Genomic DNA, 22011 nt, shown 5'->3' with positions numbered 1-22011 from the left:
TGTTTTGAGGCCTATGTTTTGGCGCTGGCGTTTTGCAATCTCGCGGCTACCTCGATTTTCGGTTTAGCCTGCTGATAATCGTGGATGCGGCTCCGTTTAGAAATCACACTAGTCATTAGGCGGCAAACTATAATAGTGAGTACCGCGCCCATCGAACTTAAAATCCAGAGCAGGGCGGCGAAGTCGCGTATTGGGTACACCGTTAGCAGCGCGTCGACCTTGTAAGAAAACAGGATGGAAACTGGCGGCGCTAATATTGCCGAACACAATACGCCGTAAAAGCCCTTTGCGCGGTGATGTTGGTGCAAATACAGTTTATACAAACTCACTGCTAACACCGCACTGATTGAGCACAGCAATAATGCGCAAATGACTGGCGTAAGAGTCAGTAACACAGAGGTCGGTAGTAAAAGCCAAAGCGAAAAGCTGACGACAAACCAGACCGGCAGGCCGAACTTGGTGAGTTTACCTAACACGTAACACCCTTCAGTGGCTCGCGGAAAATACCGTATAGACCTACTACGAAGAAATGGCGTAAGTTGATGATCTGCGCGGGCACGCGACTCTAAAACGCCGAAAAAATATACGGTTAATCGACCATTTCTAGCCATTCGATGTTGAGTTGATCTGGCGCCAGCACTGAAAAAAGCACTGTATTAAGACGACGACGCTATTAGAAAGGAATCTGTGCGCTGGAAAAATAGCTTTGTAGCGAACATTTGGACCTCTCGTTCTTCATTTGTATGGCGGGGCTTAGGTTAAGATGAATTACTGTAGATACGCCTTAATAAAGAGTCAGAGCAATGCCAGAGAGTTATGTTGTTTTTGCAACCCTTCTGGGTGGTCTAGGCCTGTTTCTAGTCGCCATGGAGATGATGACCGATGGGCTGACCTTGGCCGCTGGACAATCGCTGAGTCGACTACTCGCTAATTGGACCAACACGCTGGCACGCGGCGTACTCTCGGGTGTGTTGATGACAGCTATTGTGCAATCCTCTAGTGCGGTCACGGTTGCATCGCTGGGTTTTGTTAACGCCGAACTCATTAAAATGCGTCAAGCACTGGGTATTATCTACGGCGCAAATATTGGCACCACTATGACCGCGTGGTTGGTTGCGATAGTCGGATTTAAACTGGATATTCATGCAGTTGCTCTCCCTGCCATCGGTATTGGCGCGTTTATGATGCTCGCCAAAAGCAAGGGGCCGCGTCTGGGTATTGGTCGGGCGATGGTTGGGTTTGGTCTGTTTTTCCTCGGCATCTCGACGCTTCAGCATGCGTTTGAAGGCATTGTGGAGAATTTTGATTTTAGCACCATCACGTTGGAGGGAAATTCGGAGGTGATCGGCTACCTGCTGATCGGCATAGTAATGACTATACTGACCCAGTCTTCCAGTGCCGCCATTGCTATCACCATCTCTGCTGCCTCGGCTGAAATGATCGGCATTTACGCGGCGGCGGCGATGGTTATTGGCGCCAATGTGGGAACCACATCTACAGCGGTGTTCGCCTCAATTGGCGCCACATCAAACGCTAAAAGATTAGCGACCGCACAGGTGATATTCAATATTGCGACGGCTATTGTCGCCTTAATATTGCTGCCAGCACTGTTTTATACCGTGGAAGCGGTCAGGGAATTAATGAAGTTGACTCCCAATGTTGGTGTTACTCTCGCGCTGTTTCACACCATATTTAACTGTCTTGGCGTGTTATTGATAATACCCTTTAACAATAAATTAGTTGGCTTTTTGGAAACCCGATTCATTACCGTCAGCGAGTCTTTGGGTAAACCTAAATACTTAGATAAAAGCACAGCGGGTGCGCCGGTAATGGCGGTAAGTGCGTTGATCTTAGAGTTACAGCGCACTGCAATTCAAATTGGTATTACGGCGAAGCAAACCATTGACACTCATATTTCGAATCATGATTTAGATCAAAAAATTTACGCTATCCACCAGCTGTCTAGCGCAGTATCTAGTTATATCGTTAATCTTGAACGCGCCGCCTTAAGCGACGATGTGACAAAGCAGTTATCTAATTTAATGAAAGTGGATCAATACTTCTTGGCTTGTGCCGGTATATTGAGTACAGCCCTGGAAACCAGAACACGACTCGGCAAGCTACCAAATATTACCTTAGAGAAAGAGCTGCAAACCTATCGTGATAATGCCTGCAAATTTCTTAATTCGGTTACTAGTCCTGATTCGGAACGGTATTTTGAAAAGCTGGAAAACACCTACCACCAGCTTAAAAGTGACCGTGATGTATTAAAAGAGCATATGCTAACAACGGGAACGAAAGGGCTGATAAGCCTAGACCAAATGATTAACGGCATCGACTTTATCACGGAAATTAAGCAGCTGAATGAACATTGGTATAAAGCGATTAAAATCCTGGCGCATTTAGAAAACGAAACTCGAAAAGACGTCCGCGACCTTGAAGAAATTAGCGTTTAATCAACTTTATTGTGAGGAAATATTAATTCGCATTTATAACCGAGACCTTATATCGCCATCACTGACGATATAAGGTTTGTCTCGTTTCTTGAAGTTGAATTACTACAAAGTTTACATTTTTAGAATTTAAACTGAACTTCTGCCCCATACGTACGCGGCTGACCGGGGAGATAATAGTCGAAACCAAAACCGGCTTGTAGGTTGATGGCGTAGCTATCGTATTCTTCATCCAATAAATTTTTACCCCATACCGACACGCTGTAGCTGCCATCATTGGAATACCAGCTTAGACGGCCGTTGTAGAGCCAGTAAGCCTCTTGCCGGATATTTTCATAGCCAAATTGATCGTTGTAAGCGCTGAACCATTGATCGTCCTGGAAGTTGGCGTTGGCGTTTACGCTCAAATATCCATACTCGGTAATAAGCAGGTCGTAGTCAGCAGAGAAACTTACATTTAGCTTTGGCGCGGAGATTAACTCGTTTCCTGACAGATCGACACGGTCTTCTTGATCGGCGATAGTTTGGGTGTTTGCAAGTGACAACTCGGTGTACTCAGTTTCAAGTATACCCGCAGCGGCCTGTAATGTTAGGCGTTCGGTAACGCGCGCCCACAACTCCAGTTCTGCCCCCAGAATTTGAGATCCGCCGGCGTTCTCTAGGAAATTAGAAATACCGACCACGTTGATAAATTGTTGGTTGGTATAGTCATAAAGAAACGCCGCGCCATTTAAACGCACACTGCCTTCGGCCATGTCGGCCTTGAAACCAACTTCATAGGCGTCGATAAACTCCGGTGAAGCATAAGCGGTTTCGATGGGGCGTGGCTGGTAGTACACACCTCCGTTATAACTGCCGGCGCGATAACCGCGACTAACACTACCGTAGACCATTAAGTCATCGTTAAAGCGATAATCGAGGCCGAGTTTACCGGTGAACTCCTGCTCTGGTGCATCCAATCTTGGTGCTGAATCCAGTGTGTAGGGCCCGTGTGTGTAACCCGCCTGCAGATAGTTGGTAAGCGCTGTTGGATTGGTGAGTAGGTTTTGTAAATCGAAAGTTGTTAATGGCAATGTGATCCACGCATTGTCTGTTCCGGTGGTGTTGCCAGGCACATAGCTACCCCTTGGTGAACCGTCGTTGCCAAGCCGTGAAATATTTAAATAACTGAGCGTGCTGTCGTCTTCGGTGTAGCGCAGCCCAAAATCCATGCCGAAATTTGCGGTAAAATCGAAGCGCATTTGTGTGTATACCGCTGCAGTGGTTTTCTTGGTTTCCAGGCGCTGATCAATCATGCCAAAGTCAAGTAAATATGGAAAAATCGGAATAGCATCTGGCTCGGCTATACCAACCCTCACATCAGGAATTTGGTCGAATATGTCGTAAATATTTTGCATGTATAAATCTTCGCTGCCGTAGTAAACGCCAGCGATGATATTGAACATGCCATCAAAATTAGAGGTGAAACGTAGATCTTGGCTGAAGCTCACAGAGTCTGAAGACCAGGTGATTTCCAATAAGCCGTTGGGGCTGCCATCGGTGTCTGCCATCTGGTAGTAATCGGCATCCATATAGGAGCTGACTGAGGTAATCGTGTAGTTGTCGGCGTTGTAATTCATGGTTAACACCGTCAGCTCGGTATTGGTAATCAATGCGCCGATGCGGTTTGCTTCAGTTTCATGAAAGTCGAGGTTGCGGGTGCCGCTTGAATAGCCGATATAGTCTATAAAACCATTGGAGTTACCTTCTAATCCGGTGCCGCGCAGATCTGTGCGCGCTTCATGACGCACAGGCGTGCTTAGGGAATCGTTGCCCGACTTGGTGATTTTTAATATTGCGTCTAGTTTGTCGTTAATAATCCAGTTGAGACTGAGGCGAAGGCCTTGGAAATCGGTTTGCGCCGCGTTGGTATCTTGGCCAACGACTTCAGCATAGCCTTCGTCGCGCTTCAAACTGCCTGAAATTCGTGCGGCAAGTACGTCGTCAATTAATACGGCCTCTGTGCCGGCCTCGAGTGAGGTGGCGTTATAGCTCCCGATACCGCCTTTGATGTACGTGCTGCCTTCGCCGCTAAATCCGGGGGTGCGAGTAATAATATTGATTGCGCCGCCTGTGGTGTTTTTCCCATATAGCGTGCCTTGTGGTCCACGCAGTACTTCGAGACGTTCGATATCGAAGAAGTTTGCACCGTGGCTATATACGGGTCCTAAGTAGGCTTCATCTACGTATACACCAATAGGGCTGGCTTGGTTAGAGCTGTAATCCGACATGCTCACACCGCGTATAGAGAAAATTGGCTGCACATCACCGTAGGGTCCACTGACCTGCATATTGGGAACTTGCGCAGACACATCGTTGGCATTTCTAAAGCCGAGCTTGTCCAGCATATCGGCACTAACACCGGTCACGGCAATGGGAATGTCTTGGGCGCTTTCGCTGCGTTTTTGCGCGGTAACCAGCACCTCCTCGAGTGCCGGTGCCGCGATCACATAAGAGGCAGTGAGCAGCGTCAAGCTACAGAGAGTCGTATTAAGAAATATCTGACGGGTGAGTTTTGAACGGGCCACGGCTTACTCCTGAAGTCACAGCGTCTCGACGACAATAATCTGGTCGTTAGGCTGACCAATTAAATTAAAGTCGAAGGACTGCGTATTTATTATTAAGTCTTAAGCATAGAGCATGGCGTCGAAAATGTGACGCCGGATCGCAAAAAGTATTATACGAGTCACAGTGTAATTGATAAGCTATGTAGAAATTCGGACATTTCTGGAGTCTGGCGGACATAATCGCCATTCGCCTCGACTTGCATAGCTAGGGGTGTACGAAAAATAAGTGAATCTTGATTTTAATAAGCTGCCAAAAAGCCGGAAAAATAATGAAAACCTGGGATTTTTGCCGAAGCGTAACCAGCGTCCAAATATTGGTTGCCTTAGGTGTTGAATACGGTGCGAAGCAATCGGCCCTGCTACTGAATACGGGTTTAAATCAACAGAGTTTGAACAACCCGGAAACGGTCGTCGAGGCCAGTGACGAAATGGCCGTCATTCGAAATTTACAGCGTGAGTTACCAGAGCTAGCCGGTCTGGGCTTATATGCTGGTGAGCGGTACCATCTGTCTGCCTATGGTATATGGGGTTTTGCTTTGGCTAGCAGCCCAACGGTGCGCAAGGCCGTTGAGTTATCGCAAACCTATCAGGAACTAACCTTTGTCTTTTCTGGGTTTGTTGTAGAAGAGGCGAGGGACAGCGCCTGTTTGGTGTTTGATAACTCTGATGTACCTGCGGATGTGGCCCTGTTTTCCATCGAGCGAGAGATTCACGCGGCGATGGTAATTATGCGCGAAATAGTGGGGCAGCAGCTTGGAGAAGAGTGGGTGACCTTCAAACACGCGAGGCCTGCCCACAGTGATCTATACGAGCGTTTTTTCCGCGGGCGAGTCGAATTCTCTGCGTCTAAAAACGCCTTGATGTTTCCGCGCAGTGTATTGGACGAGCCAAGAGTCGTTGGCAACGGCGCCACCGCTAGCTTGCTAGATAAGCAATGCTCGGAGCTTATTGCCAAGCGCACGGCGCGAAAAGGAATATCTGGTAAGGTACGTGACATACTACTGCGTCAAAGGCCGATGACGATGGATATGGAGATGGTGGCCGAATCTCTGTGTATGACATCGCGCACCTTGCGCAGAAAGTTGGATGCAGAGAGCACGTCATTTCGACAGCTAGTTGACGAAATCAGGATGACGCTCGCAGAGGAAATGCTGACCGGCACAAGGCTTAGCGTTGAGCAAATAGCCGAGCGCCTCTGTTATGCCGATGCGTCTAGCTTTTCCCAAGCGTATAAGCGGATGAGCGGCCAAACGCCTGGTACACTGCGCAAGCATGGCCGCGGGCCGTAGTGGTTGTTCAATTGCTGGCAATAGACCCTTTGCTCGGTATAAAACTCATGGCGCGCTCAGTCAGAGCAGTGATCGTCAAGCTGGGATTCACGCCGAGGTTGGCACCTAGCATAGAGCCATCGCAAACATAGGCATTTTGATATCCGAATAAGCGGTTTTGGCTATCAATTACGCCACTCTCTGCCGACTCACCCATGCCGCAGCCACCCATACAATGAGCTGTCGTTGGAATATTAAAAAATATTTCCGACACCATACTGGCGCCCGTGCCATTCATCTGTTCGGCACTATCAGCCACAAATTTATTCGCGGCGGGAATAAAGGACGGGATGGGCTCGCCCTCGGTTTGTAAGACCTTGGTAAAGGGAAAATACCAAGGTCGGCGGTAGCGCATATTTAAATGCCCATCAACGGTTTGCATACACAGAAAAATAATCGTTTCTTTTGCGAAGCCAAAGGGGTTGCAAGCACGCAGCGTTTTTATGGGATGACGCAGCAGGGACATTAAAAGCGTCGCCAGCCATAAAAACGGCCTAAGCAAACCGGGCTTGCCACCTGTGAGGGGCGTAAATAATAAACTCAATAAATCGTGGCCTTTGCCGTAGCGTGTGGCTTCGATATGGGTGTATTGATCGAGGTAGAAACCCGAACCGATAGCCACACCCTTTGACATATCCTCACCACCAGGAAAGCGCAGCGCGAGTAAGGATTCTGCATTGGTGCGAACGCGATTGCCAAGTTCATCAGAAATATTGGGCATTGACCCCGATTGCTTGAGTTTGAACAAAAGCTCCTGTGTACCTAAGGAGCTCGCGGCAAAAATAACTTTCTTAGCGGTAAAGCGACGTGTATTTTTTGTGATTAGCGATGTGCCGTGACGGGTGAATATCGCGTAGCCTGTTCCACCCTCCTTGCCGTCTAGTGGTTGTACATCGCTAACACAGGTTTGTTCAAAAACGCGTGCGCCTTTTTTCTCAGCAAGATAAAGATAATTTTTATCTAAAGAATTTTTCGCGTTGTGGACACAACCGGTCATGCAGCTACCGCAGCCTATGCAGCTTGAGCGCTCCGGACCTTCACCATCAAAATACGGGTCGGCATACACTTTACCGCCGCCCACGTCGTCTTCGTCGCCGAAGAAAACACCAACATCGGTTTTGTAAAAGGTGTCGTGCCTACCTTGCGCGATGGCCATTTTTTCTAGCGCGCGGTCGGCAGCCGCAAAGCGCTGGTTTTTATTCACACCCAACATGTGTTTTGCGGTGGCGTAGTGATCGGGCATGACGGCCTGCCAATTGTCTAAACCCTGCCAGCTGCCATCCGACCACACAGAATCCGGCGGTACCAATAAAGTATTTGCATAAGTTACTGAGCCACCTCCCACCGCATTGCCGTGCAAGACCATGACGTGTTTAAAAAAACGTAAACTGAAAAATCCGCGTAAACCAAGAAGTGGTCGCCATAAAAAATCCCATACTTTCCAGTTGGTGGACGGCATATTCGCGGGGCCCCAGCGGCGGCCCATTTCCATTACACCAACAGAGTAACCCTTTTCGCTAAGGCGCAGAGCCGAGACACTGCCACCAAATCCGGAACCAATAATAATGACATCGAAATCGTACTCGTACTCAGTAGCCATAATTGTCCACCTAGTTGTTATTTTGTAGTGAGCTAAATATATAGTCAGAGCGCTTAAAATTTCTATTGCGACGACGGAAGGTAAAGGTAAAGCCGGGCCACAACTGCGTTATTTTCCCCGTGCGGTGTTTATACCAGCTGTCGCAGCCGGTCGCCCATATCGAGCCACCTAATAATTTTTGCAAGCCTTCATTGTATTCTCGCTGTACGTCTAATTTCACTTCAACCGTAGCAGAATTACTTTCATCGGAAGCTTGTAGTATTCGACTAATCGCCTGAACTTGGGTCTCAATCATGTATACCATCGAGCTATGACCAAGGGTGACATTTGGGCCTACGATAAAAAAGAAATTAGGGAAACCGTGCACGCTTGAACCCAAATACGCTTCTTCGCCGTTCTGCCATGTTTGCGATAATTGCTCGCCATTGCGACCGTAAATCATCGCGGCGATGGGGTTGTCGGTGGCGTAAAAACCCGTACCGAAGATAATACAATCCACCTCGTGTTCAATATTGTCCTGGGTAATAATGCTGTGCTCGCGAACCTCCCGTATACCCTTGGTCACCACTTCTACATTCGGCTTTTGCAGTGCAGGATACCAATCATTGGAGACCAAAATTCGTTTGCAGCCAATGGGATAATCGGGCGTTAGCTTGGGCCTGAGTGTGGGATCTGCCACCTGACGCTCTATATGTTTAATAGCCGAACGACGAAATAAATTCATTAGGGACGGGTGTAACACCATGCCCAGTACCCGCGATTCATTCTGGCAGTAAATCTTGGCGCGGACTATTTTGCGTGTAATAGGAATGTATTTGAAAAGCCATTTTTCAATGCGGCTATAGGGACGATCGCCGCGCGGAATTATCCAGTTTGGGGTGCGCTGGAATACAGACAATTTCGCCGGTACGCCGGCAATTTCTGGTACAAACTGGATAGCCGATGCGCCGGTGCCAATAACCGCAACCCGCTTGCCTGGCAGCGAGTAGTCGTGATCCCAGTTTGCGGAGTGAAAATGATGACCCGCAAAGGCTTCTACGCCGGGTATATCCGGCAGTTTTGGTTCTGCTAAACCGCCATTGCCGCTAATCACGAAGCGTGCACTAAAATCCCCGCCGCTGCTGCGCACAAGCCAACGGCCACTAGCGTCGTCAAAGCGCGCTTCGCGCAAATTATGATTAAAGCGAATATGTGGACGCAGCTGATACTTGTTTGCGACCTTTTGTAAATATGTCTCTAATTCTGGTTGGCTAGGATAAACCCGCGACCAGTCAGCGTTGGGTTCAAAGGAAAAGGAGTACAAATGTGAAGGTACATCGCAGGCCGCGCCAGGATAGCGATTGTCTCGCCAGGTGCCACCCACATCGTTGGCGCGCTCGATAATAATGAAATCATCGATGCCCATTTCCTGTAAGCGGATTGCCATGCCCAGCCCGGCGAAACCGGTTCCGATAATTAATATTCTAGTGCTGGTAATGCCTGCATCGGAGTTTGAACTTGTCGTGGCCATAGAGAGCCTCTGTTATTTTTGTGAGCGCTAAGAAAATCGAGTGTTGCAATTTTACAGAGACGGGCAGGGGTTTCTATGAGGCGGCCGGACACGCGCTGTTGAATTTCGGACATGTGCAGCGTCTTGTGGTTGAGGTGATACGGAGGCGGAGCGCGGAGTTAATCGCTAGTGGTTAATTTCTGCTGCGGTATCCGTTTTAGGCCTTCGTGTATTGAAATAAAAGCGATGACAGCCAAAGCGAACATACTTATGCCGATATACAAGAACAAGTCGGGCGCTTGCATCATTGTCGACATGAGGGAGTCTTGGTAGAAAAAGAACCACTGGTGATCGTCTGGGAAAATCCAGCGGTGCGCCGCATAGAAAACTTCAACCCAGCCGATCGCTAACACCGCGCCGCTAAGGCCAATGATTAATACAGAATTTACCGCTAGCAGTTGCCGGTACGTTGGCAGCGGCCACGACTTGGCAAAAAATGCGGCAAGTAGAATTATCCACAGTATAAAAAGATAAGGTTCGAGGTTTTGGGTGACACTGATGAGATTAGCAACATCCTGAAGATGAACTATCTCTGCCTTGTGAAGCAGCGGTATAGCTGTATTGGGTTCCGGGGAATAGCTAATGCTTTTCAGGCCTTTGCCCTGATGGGTAATTGCTGTGCAAATTTGCTCAAAGAGGTCGACTCGCTGTTCTCGGTCGGTTTTTTCAAAGCCGCTGCGATAGCGGTTCTGCGGGCCGGTTTCGGCAATGGTTTCGGCAATGCCAATATTGTCGTGCCAAAAGCCATAGAAGAAGTTGACACTCAATAAGGCGTGCCAGCTTAAGTACAAACACATTATGAGGCCCAAGCTGCTGTAGCTAAGGTTTCTAATGGCGACGATACTTTGGTTTCGCAGGGACATCCTGGCTGGCATCTCTCATGTTGATGTACTGTGTATTTGGAGCATAAAAACTATTGCCTATATGATGTCGTGCTGAACTATAGCATCATAGAAAAATAGCGTCGCCCTACGCGATATTGTGTAAGTGAATGGCAACAGACCCTAACACAGGCCACACAAATTTCTTGTATAGATGTGCTCAAATTAATCGCGGGTTATTAATGGACAAGACAAAGCAGCATAGTCGAATCGGGTTAATCCAAAGTTTGCATCCCAAGCGAGTAATGCAACTATTGGATGAGATCGATGCGTCGGCGCCTAGCTATAGCTTAAACCGGCCGCAGGCCCTACGCCGAGTATTCACGGTTCTTGCTTGCGTGTCTTTGTGTCTATTGCTAATTCACTATCTAAAATATTCCAGCGTCTTTACTGAGTCATTAAAAATACTCAGTGGCACATTAGAAAAACCCCCCAACCATTTATATCTAATCTTGCGCAAAACGGGTTTTCTGGAACTGGCTAGTTATGCCTGGTGGACATTGTGGCATATTGTTGGCTATGTGCTTATTCCGGCGCTAGTAATAAGATATTTGTTCCGCGACAAAATCTTGAATTTCGGTTGGCGCTGGAATGAAACATCGCAGCATTGGCGAGCTTATGTATTGCTGTTGTCGCCGATATTGATCTTTATTGTTATTGCCTCATTCAACCGAGATTTTTTGGCCCACTATCCATTCTATAAGCAAGCCGGTCGAAGTTGGTTTGATTTTATCGCCTGGGAATTACTGTACTTAACACAGTTTATTTGTTTGGAGTTTTTCTTCCGTGGGTTTTTTCTGCAAGCCCTGCGGCCTGCCATTGGCGCAAATGCGGTGTGGATAATGTGCGTGCCCTATTTAATGATCCACTTTCCTAAGCTGTGGCCAGAGGCATTTGGCGCCATCTCTTTTGGTTTGTTTCTCGGCATATTGGCTTTGCGGTCGCGTTCTATTTGGGGTGGTTTTTTTGTCCACGCCGGTGTCGCGGTGGGGATGGATGTCGCGTCTTTAGTTCAGCAAGGGCGACTTCCGGAAATAATGTGGCCGTTTTAGAATTTTTAATTATCGGTTCGAAGATAGGGTAAGCAAGTTCCACGTCATTCGTAGAAGAGAGATAATCTTGATATCTAAACTACCTCGGTGGATTGAGTACGGCGCATTTGTTTTAGCACTAGTTGCTGGATGTATTAATGCGATAGGATTATTGGGATTTCAGCATCAGTCTGTGTCACACCTCTCCGGTACAGCGACCTTACTTGGCACCAGTTTCTTGGGTGATTCCTTTGAAAACACTCTGCATTTAGCGGCGGTGTTATTTGCGTTTTTTACTGGTGCGTCGATATCTGGATTTATACTACATGGCGGGCAATTAAAACTCGGGCGTCGCTACGATATTGCGCTTTTTTTAGAGGCGATGTTTATTTTTGTCGCCTTATTTTTTTTGTCAAAAGGCTATTTTTCCGGTCAGCTAGCAGCGTCATTGGCCTGCGGTATTCAGAATGGTTTGGCGACTACCTACAGTGGCGCGGTAATCCGTACAACCCATCTAACCGGCATTTTTACTGACCTCGGTCTTATGCTCGGTTCTGGGTTTAAAGGAGAGAGACTTGATAAAAGAAAGGCAATGCTTTTTGCGCATATTATTGTGGGATTTGTACTTGGCGGTACTCTTGGTGGCTACCTATTTATTTCGTATAGCTTTCAAGCGCTGTGGGTGCCAGGGTGTATTTGCTTGATTTTAGCGGCGGCTTACCGAGCGTATTTAAAAAGTTAAAGCGGCTTAATTACATAAACCATTGTGCCGCGAAGGGCACAAATATCGCAGTGAATGTGCCAGTTAAGCACAGCGCTAAACTTGAGAAAGCACCGGCTACGGCGCTGCGCTCAAAGGCTCTTGAGGTGCCAATAGCATGGGCTGACAGTCCGAGACAAAATCCCCACAAGCGATCATCTTGAATATTCAGTTTTTCAAATAGCCAAGTCACCGTGGTGATCCCCACAACCCCAGTGAGAATAACGGAGGCTACGGCAATGGTGGTAACACCACCAATGTCTTGGGTGACGGTGATGGCGATGGGGGTGGTTATGGATTTGGTGGTGAGCGATAGCAAGGTGCTGTGATTGGCGCCAAAAAGCCAGGCGATGATAAGCGCAGAGGCTGATGCGAAAACAGCGCCGACGGTGACGGTGATGAGCAGGGGTCCCGCCATATTGCGTAAGAGATGGAGTTGTCGATAGAGAGGAACGGCCAGCGCGACGGTGGCTGGGCCTAATAAAAAGGTAAGCCAATTTATATTTTTATAGTAGTCGTGATAATCCTGTTGCAGCAGGAATAGTGCCAAAGCGATTAATGTTGCGCCACTAATAGTGGGATGGAACAACGCTAGACGGCGACTCCGAGTATATAAAAATAAGGCCCCTTGATAGGCCAATAAGGTTAGCGTGATCGCAAACAATGGGCCGTGCAATAGCTCGCTCATACTCGGTTATTCCGATTGCTGACTATTCGGCCATGTAAGAAACGAATTAATAATCCACAAAAAACCAAGGTGCAGACGGTGCCCAAGGTGACGGCGGCAATAAATGCCGGCCATTGGTCGGCAAAGCCGGCGCCCAAGAAAAACACGCCGGCGGCGGGAGCCATCAGTAACATGGGTAGAAGTTCGATTAATCGCTGACTACCGGTTTCTAAATCTTTTGGCACATCGCCTCGGATGCACAAGCCAATGAAAAGTAGCAGCATGCCAATTACCGGGCCGGGCAGCGGCAAGTCGAGTGCGCGCTGGATAAATTCACCCAGTAGTTGGCAGCCAATTAGCGTTAGAAACCCAGCCAGCATTAGCGTTTTATCATTGGCAGCGCGCTGGCGATAGCGGCTAAGCCTAGTCCGATAAACGCAAACATAGACCAGTTGGGCATGCTCAACCCGAATAGCGTCCACACGACTTCAGCGCAGTTGCCATCGCCTAGCATCAACGTGCTAAAGGCTTCGCCAAACGGCAGGTTGCTGAACATATATTCTAAGCTCGGACCGCATGCGGGCACTTGATCTGGTGGCAGGCTTTGCAGCCACACTTGGCGATAGGCGACTGACCCACCTGCAATACTCGATAACAGCATAAAGGCGGTGGCGACATAGCGACCTTTTTGGTGGGGATTGGTAATCAGTGCAATTAAGGCCACGAGGGCGATGAGAACAAAAAAAGCGCGTTGGGTAATACATAGTGGGCAGGGGTGCAAGCCATCTACGTACTGGGTGTAAAGTGCATAGCCTAATAATGCGCAACAGCTGGCAACAATAAAGGCATAAATCCAACGGGGCGTTAATGACATAGTGTATTCTCTCACGGTAAGCGCCATACAGTAGGGGATTGCGTAATTGCTGACAAGTACGACCTTAGTCGCCGCGCAAAGTGCCCATTGCGATTATTCATTCAAGCCCTAAAGACGCATTAAATTCTTCGAATAACTGATCTTGTAAGGCGGGGTATAAGGCTAGAAATTGTTGGTCGATAAATGGCAGCAAGCGCGCGAGCTCCGCGCCGCAATAGCTCAATGGATTTTCGCGGGGAACGCGTTTAGCGATCCGGCCAAGCATGGCTTCTATATTGTCCCAGTCTGCCATTTTTGTCAGGACGTCATATTCCGCTAAAAAACTAATTTGGCGCCTGGCCGCGGTGGGATAGTGGTCTTTGTCAGGGAGTATTTGCTGATAACAACCTTGGGTAAAACTGTTGAGTGAAGTTGAATGATGTTGGTCCCAGCGCAGGCTTAGGCAGTGATCAAAGCAGACGTCCAGCATAATGCCGCCATAGCGGCGGTAATCCGCTGGCAGCTTGTCTAAACACTCGCTGACTAAGGTATGGCTGTCGGTTAGAGCATCGATACGGCGGTGAAGGCGAATACCCACTTCCCAGGTTGCAGGGTAATTGCCCCGCAGCGGGCCTTTTACAAAATCCCCTAATAAACCGCCAATCAGCAAGCCCTGCTGCATGGCGCCGCGCTCAGCTAAGCCGCAGCGGCTTGCTAGCTGCTGGGCTAAATGGAAGTGGGCGAGGTAGTTCACAGATCCTGATATTGCTGATAAAAGCGACTCAGATACTCGTCGTAGCTTTCCTGCTGCTCGGCTTCCACCTTAGCCTGTGCCGCCACTGAGGTTTCGCGCATTGCCGTAAAGCGCTGCTGCTCTTCGGTACTGAGTCCGCGTTCACGGAATGCCGCGGCGTGCTGCAATGATTGCTCCATTGCATAGTGGTAGTAGGTATCGTGGCGCTGCTCAAGCGCGGTCACAATTTGTGCCGACGGCGTTAAGCTGACGTCATGTACTTTGGCAAGCTGTGCCTTGCAGCTTTGGGTATAGCTGTCGGTCTTATGTGCCTTGTCGAGTTGTTCGGCAATGCGGCTAATATCGACAATCAATTCTTCCGCCCAGGCTGTCATCGTTCGCGGGCTGCCGTGCTGGTTTAGCTCAAGATTGGGTTCCCGCCCGCGGTTAACGACGCTTAGCAGATTGCTGCTAATCTCAGCGTTATTGTCGTCGTCGCACTTGGGGCTATCTTGGTAGAGGCAATAGAGTAAAAAGGCGTCGATGAATCGGATTTGCTCGGCATTGATACCGACCGGCAACATGGGGTTTACGTCTATACAGCGCACTTCGATATATTCCACGCCACCGCGGCGCAGCGCACCTAGGGGTATTTCGCCGCTTTCGGTGACACGCTTGGGGCGAATAGGGCTGTAAAATTCATTCTCGATTTGTAGCAAGCCAGAAGATAACTGCTCTTCTTTTGGAATCTTTTCGTAGTCGCTGTGGGAGGTGGTGATGGCGCCGCGCAGGGTTTCAACGTAGAAATCTAAATGGTTGTAACAAATATGCAGGTTTTTCTGGGCGTCACTTTGGTAGCCCAAGTCACCCATCCGCAGTGATGTCGCGTGCGGGCCATAAAGTGTGTACTCACCAAGCGGCTCGAGTTGATGTGGTTTACCGTTTAAGAAACAGCGCGACACCGCCGGCGCGGCGCCAAATAAATAAATCAGGAGCCACGCGTAGCGACGGAAGTTGCGGATCATGCCAAAGTAATTATTGGTGATGTAAGTTTTGAGCGGCAGCTCGCTGTTCTCCGCCGCGTGCAATTCCTGCCAGACAGATTTAGGTAGCGAAAAATTGTAGTGGATACCAGCGATGGTTTGCATCTTGCGACCATAGCGATGGCCCAGCCCGAGTCGATACCGACTTTTCATGGTAGCGGTATTACTGCTGCCGTAGCGGGCGACGGGAATGGCGTCTTCGTCTTCACCCAGGCGACAGGGCATGCTGGCATTCCAAATCGTTTCGTCGCCCAGCTCACTGACCGCAAAACGGTGAATGGCGTCTAATTCGTTTAAGGTGTCTTCAATGGAGTTACTGACCGGCGTGATGAATTCCAACAGGGCTTCAGAAAAATCCGTGGTAATAGATGGGTGGGTCAGCGCTGAACCAAACGCGTCGGGATGGCTGGTTTGCGCTAATATGCCATTCTGGTCTGCCCGCAGGCTCTCCTTCTCTATGCCGCGCTGGATTTGTAGTAAAAGTGGTAGTTTCGGAGCGGCTGCAAAAAATGCCAGTCTTTGTTCTAGCGATGTGGCCAAAGTTGCGTCCTCGGCGGAGCATGAAAAGGCCGCTAAGTGTAAATCTGTGTAGGTTTGCGAACAAGCATTGTAAATGATGGGATTGTTATGTTTATCAGCTACTGCTAAAAAAGAGGGCTGAATAAGGAGATTGATAATGTCAGAACCGCAGGCCGGTATTTTTGTTGAGGGAAGTCATTCCCATTTCTTTTTGGAATATAAACTGATTGACGGTGTAAGCACCGCCCAGCTTAAAGAGGCCTTAGCGAAGGCAATTGCCTTGAGTGACGCGGGGGTAAATAAAGTGTGGGCGTTCGGCGCCGATTGTTGGCGCAGTATTGCCCCCGGTGTTTGTCCGGCCGACTTAAAGCCCTTTGTGGCGGTTGGTGAGGGTAAGCGAATAGCGCCGGCAACCCAGCAAAGTATTCTACTGTGGGTGCACGGTGAAAATCACAGTGCCAATTTTGATGCCGCCATGGCGGCAAGCACGGCGCTGGCGTCGGTTGCCATTTTACGGCTGGAGAAAATCGGCTTTTTGTACAAAGATTCGCGGGACCTGTCTGGCTTCATTGACGGCACCGAAAACCCGACGGGTCGCGGTCAGCAGCTTGTTGCACTGATACCGGAAGGTGAGGCCGGTGCCGGTGGTAGCTTCGTCTTGAGTCAGCAATGGGTACACAATCTGAGTTCGTTTCACGCTTTGAGCCAGTCAGAACAAGAGGCGGTAATTGGCCGTACCAAGCCCGACAGTATCGAGCTGGACGATGAGCATATGCCGGAAAATTCCCATGTTAGCCGCAGCGATGTCAAAATAAATGGGGTGTCGCAAAAGTTGTACCGGCGCAGTGTGCCCTATGGTGGTGTATTGGAACATGGCTTGTATTTTCTGGCCTTTAGTTGCGATATTCGGCGATTTGACCATATCTTGCAGAGTATGTTCGGCGTTAGCGGCGATGGAATTTACGACCATTTAACGGATTTTTCCACTCCCGTCACCGGAAACTATTGGTTTGCTCCATCGGCCGGTGAACTTTCTGCAATTGGGTCTCTCTAATCATTTGAAGTCTCCTACTCTAGGTATTTTTGAGCGCTCTTATGAGCGCTCTTTTTTTGCCTGCAATTTGTCACCATGCCCTTCGAGAATACCTAGTTCTTCTTCAACATGATATTGACTGGTTCAGTGCGTCGCTTGTTGCTGCGCCACATCACGATTTTCTTTACTCGGGACAGTTTGCTTGGCATTGTTCATGTCTGTTAAGTGGTCAGCTAATACATGGGGATAATAATGAAAATGGTCCATCTGCCTGCCTTGCAAAGCGCTGCTTTAGTTTGCGCGTCTCTGTTTTTATTTGCCTGCGGTAAAACACCAGCGCCACCACAGCCTGTCATCGCTGTGCCAGTAGTCGCCAAAGAGTGGAATAAGCATGGCGGGACTGACGCTGAGCAACGATTCTCTGTTCTTAAGCAAATTACCCCTGAAAATATCGATCAACTGGGCCTGGCTTGGGCCTTCGACCTAGGTGTGAGCCGTGGTATTGAGGCAACGCCACTGGTGGTTGACGGGGTTATTTATGTCACCGCAACATGGAATAAAGTGTTTGCCCTCGATGCTAGATCTGGCGAGCTGCTCTGGCAATTTGACCCCCAGGTAGATCGTAGCAAGGCTGCCGATTTGTGCTGCGATGCGGTCAACCGCGGGGTGGCGTATTCCGCAGGCAAAATCATCACCGGCACCATTGACGGCCGCTTACTGGCAATCGATGCCAAAACCGGCAAGAAGTTATGGGACGTTATTACCGTAGATCAGAGCAAACCCTACACCATTACCGGCGCACCGCGCATTGTTAATGGCAAAGCTATTATTGGCAACGGCGGAGCGGAATATGGTGTTCGCGGCTACGTGTCGGCTTATGACGTGAACAGTGGCGAAATGCTTTGGCGTTTCTATACGGTTCCCGGCAACCCGGAAGACGGTTTTGAAAATGCCACCATGGCCAAGGCCGCAAAAACGTGGAATGGCGAGTGGTGGAAGTACGGCGGCGGTGGCACCGCCTGGGATTCCATGGCCTATGACGCCGAGCTAGATTTGCTATATGTCGGTGTTGGCAATGGCTCGCCCTGGAACCAAAGTATTCGCAGTCCCGGTGGTGGTGACAATCTGTATTTATCGTCAATTGTAGCCTTGCGACCTGATACCGGCGAATACGTTTGGCATTACCAAACCACCCCGGGTGAAACATGGGATTACACCGCCACCCAACACATGATTTTGGCCGAACTGGAGATCGGCGGAACGGCGCGCAAAGTCATTATGCAGGCGCCTAAGAACGGTTTTTTCTATGTCATCGACCGCGCCACCGGAGAGCTTCTCTCGGCTAACAATTACGTACCGGTTAACTGGGCTAGCCATGTCGATATGGAGACTGGGCGCCCAGTAGAGGTTGCCGATGCGCGCTGGGGCGGCAAAGCACCTTACTTGCAGTTGCCGGGACCAATGGGCGGCCACAATTGGCACCCTATGTCGTTTAATCCAGGCACCGGCCTCGTCTATATTCCGGTTTTGGAAACCCCTTTTATCTATGGTGATGATAAAAGTTTTGCCTATACCGAAGGCCGCTGGAATACCGGATCTGACAGTGCATTGGCGTCTTTACCGACCGACATCGCGCAGTTCAAAGCGGTAAAGGCCTCCGTAAAGGGACGACTTTTGGCCTGGGACCCAGTAAACCAAAAGCCGGTATGGCAGGTGGAGCATAACAGCGCTTGGAATGGCGGCGTACTGTCAACAGCAGGTGGATTGGTTTTCCAAGGAAATGCAGATGCCAAACTGGTTGCCTATCGCGCAGATAATGGCGAGCGTCTATGGGACTTTTTTGCCCAAACTGGCATTGTCGCGCCGCCGATTAGCTACGAGCTAGATGGCCAGCAATACATTGCGGTGGCGTCTGGTTGGGGTGGCGTGTTTGCACTGGTTTACGGTGGGCTGTTTCCCGCTGAAAGCGATCCGGGCGTTGGCCGCTTAATGGTGTTTAAGTTAGGCGCAAAGGCTGAATTGCCCGCTTTGGTGGAATCCAGTGTGGTGAAACCGACACCGCCTGCCTCTACCGCGGATGCGGCCACCATTGCCAAAGGTAAACTTATTTATGATATCAACTGCACGGTTTGTCATGGCGACCATGTGATTTCGAGTGGTCTTATTCCAGACTTGCGCTGGTCACCATTACTCGTCGCTGATGAGGCGATGCAAGCGGTGGTGATTGACGGCGCGTTAACCTCACGGGGTATGCCATCGTTTAAGGGCCAGATAAGCAAAGCGGATCTGACTTCGCTGCGCGCGTATATTATCTCGGCGGCCAATGACGGACTAGAAGGGAAGTTGAGAATAGGAAAATAAGGCCACGCCGTGGCGGCAGTTATTTTGCTGTCACGGCGTTCAAAAGATTCCAGCCTTAAGCTTGTTAATATTTATGGCGGTTGACATGAATCGCAAGATCACTGATTCTCGCCGCTCGATAAATAATAATTCTGACCTTACATGAATAGTTCGGCCTTACTCGCCTTAGGTGCACTGGCGCTTGGTATATTTATTATTCCAGCGCTGCTTCTAAAAAAAGACAGCTACAAGATAGCTAACCGTTTGTTGGCGGTATCATTGATCTGCCAAATGACAACGGCAGCGTCAATTCTATTTAATCATTTGCACTGGTTAGATCTCAGGAATGCCAATTTCTTACTGATTGCGTTGCCGTCATGTAGCGTGGTTTTTTTACTTGGCTATGTTAAGAAGATGGTGACCCCGAGCTACCAGCTTAAAGCCACAAACTTACTGCTACTGCTGCCGTTTATTTTATTAGTATACCTATTGAAAGAGGGTATCCGCATTGATAAAAATGCCCTGGAGGGCGCGCGTGGCGGTTGGCCGCCAACCCCTTTGGCTGTTTTCGGAATTTTACTTTATACCTTACAAGTAATTTATTTAGCCTTTGCAGAGAGGCTAACGCGACATCACAACCTGGCCATAGAAAACGAATTTTCCAACAAGGACCGTATCGGGCTGCGTTGGCTGCGTATCTTTATTTGCGCCTATTTAATGTTGGTAATTTTGGGTTTGGCGATAAGTTTGATTCGGCTGTTACCCGGCTTAGAGTTGTGGCCGCGCTCAATATACTACACCGCATGCATCGTGGTGATTTACTACTTGATCGGTTTCTCCGCGGTCATTCAGCCCGATATTTTTACAGGCCAAGCGCATCAGCTTGATAGCAAAGACGATGAACAACGTAGCGAGCCCAGTGCTAATACTGGTAAGTATGAAACAAGTTCGCTGACGCCAGCGCTAGCGCAGTCGCTTTGGCAGGATTTACAAGGCTTAATGGAAAGTCGAGCGCCGTATCTTAAGAATGACCTTCGTCTTTCTGATTTAGCTGAGATGGCAAAAATACCTCCCAATCATTTAAGTCAAATCATTAATCAATATGCCGACAAAAACTTTTTTGAATTTATAAACGAGTACCGAGTCGCGCAGGCCATTCGGCTGCTAGCTCAACAACCCAAGGCGAAGATAATTACGATTGCCCTAGAGTCTGGCTTCAATTCGCAGTCAGCATTCTATAAGCAGTTTAAAAATTCAACGGGTTACACACCAAAACAGTACATGCTACAGGCCCTGCCAAGCAAAGCAAAACCCTAGGCTTAAACCCAGTATTTAGGCCAAAAAATCTATAATAATCGCTGTTAAGTTGCTCTCGCTTTACAAAGTGAGAGCGCCTGGGCTTTTTCTAAGCCTATGATAATAATAGTTTTTTTGGAAATAACACGTCCGTTTTACAAGACTCAGTGCTGCACTCTTTCTTTGTAAAGCAAGAGGTATACGGCCGCATTCCACTCCACGATTAGCAGGGAAAGCCGGGTGCCGAGTTTATCGGCACAGGGCTAAAACAATAATTGTCGAGATAGGAATTTAAACTATGAACAATCGAGCTTCCTTAAAGCAAGTTGCTGCAGCTGGCGTTGTCGCCGCGAGCTTAACGGCGTTTACCACACCAGCGTCTGCACTAAATATTCTCCTGACAAACGACGACGGACTCACTAGCAATGTAAAGGCTTTGTACCAAGCCTTGACGACTGCCGGCCATGATGTATTGGTATCGACACCCTGCCAAGGTCAAAGTGGAATGGGTGGTGCGGTACAGTTTTTGCGCCCCTTAACTCCGCTGAGCACGGCCTGTTTAAACAATGCTGCGGCAGCGGGGGATCCGGGCGCAGGGCCAGTCACTAAAGAAGGTGACGGCTATGACTACAGCGATTTCTACTACGTGAATGGCACACCAGTGATGGCTACCGCTTACGGCATAGATTTACTCGCTCAAGCTCGTTGGGGAAAGAATCCTGATCTAGTCCTTTCCGGCCCGAATGAAGGCCGCAATACCGGCTATATTGTTAGCTCCTCTGGCACGGTAAACAATGTCCAATTTGCCGGTGGCCGCGGTGTACCTGCAATTGCATTAAGTGCTGGTCACGATAGCAGCGGCGAAAAAGATGAAGCCGGAAATTACGACGATAATCCGGATTCTAGCGTGATTGCAAATCTAAGCGTCAAGCTACTCGATGTGCTAATTGCCAAAGCAGCTGGCGCGCCCTTGTTGCCAGAGAGAATGCTGTTAAATGTAAATTTCCCCGACCTTGTAACTGCGACTACGCCTTTTGAATTTTCGCGAATTGGTAGCGCGCAGGAATTAGAGTTTGTATTTGTTGCCGATTTCTCGCAAGACCCATTCGCTCAATCCCAAGGTTTGGGGTCATACGCTTTTCCCGGTATCTCGATCAAGTTTTCAGAGGCCGAAATTAGCCCCGAGCAAGCATCCGACGAAGCGCATGTTTCAAGCTCGGCCGTTTCTGTTACCGCAATGCAGCTTTCCTATGACCATAGCCAATATGGGCAGCAGTGGTTGCAACTTCGTTTACGCGATTTGTTGTCGCAATAATTGA

The 22011-nt window shown here is 49.0% G+C and carries 18 protein-coding genes; 8 read left to right on the top strand and 10 right to left on the bottom strand.

All coding sequences use genetic code 11. The features are described from left to right. Window positions 1-11 precede the first annotated feature (11 nt). A complete protein-coding gene (locus KXJ70_RS09505; protein WP_219043273.1) occupies window positions 12-476 on the bottom strand; it encodes a hypothetical protein in 465 nt (154 codons plus the stop codon). Between the two features lie 327 nt (window positions 477-803). On the opposite strand from KXJ70_RS09505, the gene KXJ70_RS09500 reads away from it, so the two are divergent. After that, the gene (locus KXJ70_RS09500) at window positions 804-2456 is read left to right on the top strand and encodes a Na/Pi cotransporter family protein (RefSeq protein ID WP_219043272.1); all 1653 of its coding nucleotides are present in this window, start codon (window positions 804-806) and stop codon (window positions 2454-2456) included. 119 nt (window positions 2457-2575) lie between these two features. Here KXJ70_RS09500 and KXJ70_RS09495 read toward each other — a convergent pair whose 3' ends face one another. Further along, window positions 2576-5020 carry a TonB-dependent receptor gene (locus KXJ70_RS09495; protein ID WP_219043271.1) on the bottom strand — a complete coding sequence of 815 codons (2445 nt, stop codon included), beginning with the start codon at window positions 5018-5020 and terminating at the stop codon, window positions 2576-2578. Window positions 5021-5328: 308 nt separating this feature from the next. Here KXJ70_RS09495 and KXJ70_RS09490 point away from each other — a divergent pair, with 308 nt between their 5' ends. After that, the gene (locus KXJ70_RS09490) at window positions 5329-6348 is read left to right on the top strand and encodes an AraC family transcriptional regulator (protein ID WP_219043270.1); all 1020 of its coding nucleotides are present in this window, start codon (window positions 5329-5331) and stop codon (window positions 6346-6348) included. Between the two features lie 7 nt (window positions 6349-6355). On the opposite strand, the gene choxAB is transcribed toward KXJ70_RS09490, so the two are convergent. The 3 genes from choxAB to KXJ70_RS09475 form a co-directional block, all read right to left on the bottom strand. Further along, complete coding sequence (gene choxAB / locus KXJ70_RS09485; RefSeq protein WP_219043269.1) at window positions 6356-7987, bottom strand: cholesterol oxidase; 1632 nt, start codon at window positions 7985-7987, stop codon at window positions 6356-6358. A gap of 10 nt (window positions 7988-7997) precedes the next feature. Then, window positions 7998-9497: a flavin-containing monooxygenase gene (locus KXJ70_RS09480; protein ID WP_219043268.1), complete on the bottom strand. Its 1500-nt coding sequence runs from the start codon at window positions 9495-9497 to the stop codon at window positions 7998-8000. 158 nt (window positions 9498-9655) lie between these two features. Further along, complete coding sequence (locus tag KXJ70_RS09475; RefSeq protein WP_219043267.1) at window positions 9656-10399, bottom strand: lipoprotein intramolecular transacylase Lit; 744 nt, start codon at window positions 10397-10399, stop codon at window positions 9656-9658. 200 nt (window positions 10400-10599) lie between these two features. On the opposite strand from KXJ70_RS09475, the gene KXJ70_RS09470 reads away from it, so the two are divergent. Both KXJ70_RS09470 and KXJ70_RS09465 read left to right on the top strand, forming a co-directional pair. Further along, on the top strand, window positions 10600-11469 hold the full coding sequence (locus tag KXJ70_RS09470) for a CPBP family intramembrane glutamic endopeptidase (RefSeq protein WP_219043266.1): 870 nt from the start codon (window positions 10600-10602) through the stop codon (window positions 11467-11469). Window positions 11470-11536: 67 nt separating this feature from the next. Then, entirely contained in the window at window positions 11537-12190 is a 654-nt protein-coding gene (locus KXJ70_RS09465) for a YoaK family protein (protein WP_219043265.1), read from the top strand. 10 nt (window positions 12191-12200) lie between these two features. Here the strand turns inward: KXJ70_RS09465 and KXJ70_RS09460 are convergent, their stop codons facing one another. The 5 genes from KXJ70_RS09460 to gshA all read right to left on the bottom strand — a co-directional run bounded on the left by KXJ70_RS09460 (window position 12201) and on the right by gshA (window position 16044). Then, window positions 12201-12896 (bottom strand): LrgB family protein, encoded by a 696-nt coding sequence (locus tag KXJ70_RS09460; protein WP_219043264.1) that lies wholly within the window; start codon window positions 12894-12896, stop codon window positions 12201-12203. Then, on the bottom strand, window positions 12893-13255 hold the full coding sequence (locus KXJ70_RS09455) for a CidA/LrgA family protein (protein WP_219043263.1): 363 nt from the start codon (window positions 13253-13255) through the stop codon (window positions 12893-12895). The genes KXJ70_RS09460 and KXJ70_RS09455 overlap by 4 nt, the downstream gene beginning before the upstream one ends. Beyond that, on the bottom strand, window positions 13255-13749 hold the full coding sequence (locus KXJ70_RS09450; RefSeq protein WP_219043262.1) for a disulfide bond formation protein B: 495 nt from the start codon (window positions 13747-13749) through the stop codon (window positions 13255-13257). Before KXJ70_RS09450 ends, KXJ70_RS09455 begins: the two co-directional genes overlap by 1 nt. A 97-nt stretch (window positions 13750-13846) precedes the next feature. Then, on the bottom strand, window positions 13847-14482 hold the full coding sequence (locus KXJ70_RS09445) for an acyl carrier protein phosphodiesterase (RefSeq protein ID WP_219043261.1): 636 nt from the start codon (window positions 14480-14482) through the stop codon (window positions 13847-13849). After that, window positions 14479-16044 carry a glutamate--cysteine ligase gene (gene gshA, locus KXJ70_RS09440; RefSeq protein WP_219043260.1) on the bottom strand — a complete coding sequence of 522 codons (1566 nt, stop codon included), beginning with the start codon at window positions 16042-16044 and terminating at the stop codon, window positions 14479-14481. The genes KXJ70_RS09445 and gshA overlap by 4 nt, the downstream gene beginning before the upstream one ends. A gap of 136 nt (window positions 16045-16180) precedes the next feature. Here gshA and KXJ70_RS09435 point away from each other — a divergent pair, with 136 nt between their 5' ends. The 4 genes from KXJ70_RS09435 to KXJ70_RS09420 all read left to right on the top strand — a co-directional run bounded on the left by KXJ70_RS09435 (window position 16181) and on the right by KXJ70_RS09420 (window position 22007). After that, complete coding sequence (locus KXJ70_RS09435; RefSeq protein WP_219043259.1) at window positions 16181-17077, top strand: Dyp-type peroxidase; 897 nt, start codon at window positions 16181-16183, stop codon at window positions 17075-17077. A gap of 231 nt (window positions 17078-17308) precedes the next feature. Further along, window positions 17309-19417: a PQQ-dependent dehydrogenase, methanol/ethanol family gene (locus KXJ70_RS09430; RefSeq protein WP_219043258.1), complete on the top strand. Its 2109-nt coding sequence runs from the start codon at window positions 17309-17311 to the stop codon at window positions 19415-19417. A gap of 141 nt (window positions 19418-19558) precedes the next feature. Further along, window positions 19559-20713: a helix-turn-helix domain-containing protein gene (locus KXJ70_RS09425; RefSeq protein ID WP_219043257.1), complete on the top strand. Its 1155-nt coding sequence runs from the start codon at window positions 19559-19561 to the stop codon at window positions 20711-20713. Window positions 20714-20990: 277 nt separating this feature from the next. Further along, window positions 20991-22007: a 5'/3'-nucleotidase SurE gene (locus KXJ70_RS09420; protein ID WP_219043256.1), complete on the top strand. Its 1017-nt coding sequence runs from the start codon at window positions 20991-20993 to the stop codon at window positions 22005-22007. The last annotated feature ends 4 nt before the right edge of the window (window positions 22008-22011 follow it).

It is taken from the genome of Zhongshania aquimaris (genome assembly GCF_019312595.1).
GTDB classification, from domain to species: domain Bacteria; phylum Pseudomonadota; class Gammaproteobacteria; order Pseudomonadales; family Spongiibacteraceae; genus Spongiibacter; species Spongiibacter aquimaris.
Note: the sequence above shows the minus strand (reverse complement) of the source record. Positions and strands in the feature narration are given on the sequence as shown.

What these genes read in the sequence shown, in the direction of transcription:
- KXJ70_RS09500 (WP_219043272.1), top strand. Translation starts at nt 804, where the DNA reads ATGCCAGAGAGTTATGTTGTTTTTGCAACCCTTCTGGGTGGTCTAGGC.
- KXJ70_RS09490 (WP_219043270.1), top strand. Translation starts at nt 5,329, where the DNA reads ATGAAAACCTGGGATTTTTGCCGAAGCGTAACCAGCGTCCAAATATTG.
- choxAB (WP_219043269.1), bottom strand. Translation starts at nt 7,987, where the DNA reads ATGGCTACTGAGTACGAGTACGATTTCGATGTCATTATTATTGGTTCC.
- KXJ70_RS09480 (WP_219043268.1), bottom strand. Translation starts at nt 9,497, where the DNA reads ATGGCCACGACAAGTTCAAACTCCGATGCAGGCATTACCAGCACTAGA.
- KXJ70_RS09475 (WP_219043267.1), bottom strand. Translation starts at nt 10,399, where the DNA reads ATGTCCCTGCGAAACCAAAGTATCGTCGCCATTAGAAACCTTAGCTAC.
- KXJ70_RS09470 (WP_219043266.1), top strand. Translation starts at nt 10,600, where the DNA reads ATGGACAAGACAAAGCAGCATAGTCGAATCGGGTTAATCCAAAGTTTG.
- KXJ70_RS09460 (WP_219043264.1), bottom strand. Translation starts at nt 12,896, where the DNA reads ATGAGCGAGCTATTGCACGGCCCATTGTTTGCGATCACGCTAACCTTA.
- KXJ70_RS09455 (WP_219043263.1), bottom strand. Translation starts at nt 13,255, where the DNA reads ATGCTGGCTGGGTTTCTAACGCTAATTGGCTGCCAACTACTGGGTGAA.
- KXJ70_RS09450 (WP_219043262.1), bottom strand. Translation starts at nt 13,749, where the DNA reads ATGTCATTAACGCCCCGTTGGATTTATGCCTTTATTGTTGCCAGCTGT.
- KXJ70_RS09435 (WP_219043259.1), top strand. Translation starts at nt 16,181, where the DNA reads ATGTCAGAACCGCAGGCCGGTATTTTTGTTGAGGGAAGTCATTCCCAT.
- KXJ70_RS09430 (WP_219043258.1), top strand. Translation starts at nt 17,309, where the DNA reads ATGAAAATGGTCCATCTGCCTGCCTTGCAAAGCGCTGCTTTAGTTTGC.
- KXJ70_RS09425 (WP_219043257.1), top strand. Translation starts at nt 19,559, where the DNA reads ATGAATAGTTCGGCCTTACTCGCCTTAGGTGCACTGGCGCTTGGTATA.
- KXJ70_RS09420 (WP_219043256.1), top strand. Translation starts at nt 20,991, where the DNA reads ATGAACAATCGAGCTTCCTTAAAGCAAGTTGCTGCAGCTGGCGTTGTC.